Below are 1,996 nucleotides of genomic sequence, written 5' to 3'. Positions count from 1 at the left end.
AGACCTGATGCCGAGCCGATTGTGGTGAAGTGGATGATCCCGCAGCAACCCTCGCCCCGCTCTGGAGGACCCGTGTCCCGTCCTGCCCGCGTGCCCCGTCTCGCCGTCGCCACCGCCGCCGTGCTCGCCACTGCGGCCGGTCTCGCCGCCACTCCGGCGGCCGCCAAGCCGGCCCCGGCCACGGCCGGTGCGGTCGGCCGGGTCTTCATGGTCAATCCGGTGCAGTCCTCGGGCGACGAGTCGCTGGCGGACGCCAAGGACGCGGCCGCGGCCGTGCCCGCCTCGGCCTACGCGCAGGTGGCGCTGCGGAACCTGGACGGCAGCGGCTACCTGTCGGGCCGGTGGGCGGTGGTCCGCTCGGAGACCGGGGCGCCCGCGTACTCGGCGACCGGCGACTTCCGGTACGCCCGGGACAACGACCGGTTCGAGCAGGTGATGGCGTACTTCTGGGTCAACGAGGCGCAGGAGTACCTGCAGGGCCTGGGCTTCGGCAGTGAGCTGCCGGGTGCGAACGACCGGGCGCAGCCGGTGCGGATCAACCAGTGGGGGGCGGACAACTCCTTCTTCTCCGACAAGAAGGACGAGATCCGCTTCGGCAAGGGCGGGGTGGACGACGCGGAGGACGCCGAGGTGATCGTCCACGAGTACGGGCACGCGGTGCACGAGGCGCAGGTGCCGGGCTTCGGGGCGTCGGCGGAGGCCGGGGCGATCGGCGAGGCGTTCGGCGACTACCTGGCGGTGGCGGTCGGCGCGGCGGCCGACGCGAAGTACGGCTGGACGGCGCGCACCCCGGAGGCCTGCGTGGCCGACTGGGACTCCACCGACTACACCCCCGGCCCGGTGCACTGCCTGCGCCGCCTGGACACCGGCAAGGTGTACGGCGACAAGGTCGGCGAGGTGCACGCCGACGGCGAGATCTGGTCGCAGGCGCTGTACGACATCCGCAAGGCGCTGGGGGCCCGCACGGCCGACCGGGTCATCGTGAACGCGCAGTTCTCCTTCGCGCCCGACACGTCCTTCTCGGCGGCCGCCCTGGCGACCGTGGACACCGCCCGCCGGATGTACGGCGCGAGCGCCGCGGACACCGTCCGGAAGGCCTTCGCCGCGCGGCAGATCCCGGGCCTCTGAGCCGCTCGCGCCGCCTCCGGCCCCGCCGTCGTCCGACGCGGGCCGGGGGCGGCGCGCCGTCGCGCGTAGGCTCGGCGGCATGACGACCCGTGACGTCCTCGTGGTGACCACGACCCACGATGCGCAGGAGAAGGCCCGCGCGCTGGCCGAGCTGGTGGTGCGGGAGCGGCTGGCCGCCTGCGCGCAGGTGTACCCGATCGGTTCGGTGTACCGCTGGGAGGGCGAGGTGCGGTCCGCCGAGGAGTGGCGGATCGACTTCAAGACCACCGCCGGCGTCGTGGACCGGCTCGGCGCGTTCCTCCGGGAGCACCACGGCTACGAGACCCCGGAGGTGGTGGCCGTGCCGGTGGTGGCCGGCTCGGAGGCGTACCTGGCGTGGGTGGCGGCGGAGACCGCCGGGCCGTGACCTCCGGCCGGCCCTTCCCGCTCCATGCTGACACGCCGTCACCGCGGGTGCCGGGCGGCCGGTGGCCGCCGTGCCAGCATGGAGCGGGCGTCGGAGCCGAGGGGTGGGCGATGCGGAAGATCGTGATGCTGTTCTCGGTGTCCCTGGACGGGTACATCGAGCGGCTGGACCGGCGGATCGACTGGCACCTGGTCGACGAAGAGCTGCACCGGCACATGAACGACGTGCTGCGGCCGATGGGCGGCTTCATCAGCGGCCGGGTCACCTGGGAGCTGATGGCCGGGTACTGGCCGACCGCGGACGCCGACCCGGACGCCCCCGGACCGATCGTCGAGTTCGCGGAGATCTGGCGCTCCATGCCGAAGAGCGACGACTACGTCCGCGAGTCGGTGGAGCGGTTGGAGCGCCGGTGGCCGCAGCTGGTGGACGTGGAGTTCGCCGTCCAGGAGGTGCCGCTGCCCG

Annotated in this window: 2 protein-coding genes and 1 pseudogene; all 3 read left to right on the top strand. The window is 73.6% G+C overall.

The window, feature by feature from the left end:
* Positions 1 to 90: 90 nt before the first annotated feature.
* Positions 91 to 1,128, top strand: coding sequence for a M4 family metallopeptidase (locus tag ABZ641_RS35065; RefSeq protein WP_344628150.1), 1,038 nt, complete (start codon positions 91 to 93; stop codon positions 1,126 to 1,128).
* 79 nt (positions 1,129 to 1,207) lie between these two features.
* Positions 1,208 to 1,534: a divalent-cation tolerance protein CutA gene (gene cutA, locus ABZ641_RS35060; RefSeq protein WP_344628149.1), complete on the top strand. Its 327-nt coding sequence runs from the start codon at positions 1,208 to 1,210 to the stop codon at positions 1,532 to 1,534.
* Between the two features lie 110 nt (positions 1,535 to 1,644).
* Positions 1,645 to 1,996 (top strand): annotated as a pseudogene (locus tag ABZ641_RS35055) (hypothetical protein); the annotation flags it as partial.

The organism is Kitasatospora sp. NPDC007106, assembly GCF_040634455.1.
GTDB classification, from domain to species: domain Bacteria; phylum Actinomycetota; class Actinomycetes; order Streptomycetales; family Streptomycetaceae; genus Kitasatospora; species Kitasatospora arboriphila.
The sequence above is the reverse complement of the archived record's forward strand: the minus strand, read 5'-3'. Positions and strand labels throughout refer to the sequence as shown.

What these genes read in the sequence shown, in the direction of transcription:
- cutA (WP_344628149.1), top strand. Translation starts at nt 1,208, where the DNA reads ATGACGACCCGTGACGTCCTCGTGGTGACCACGACCCACGATGCGCAG.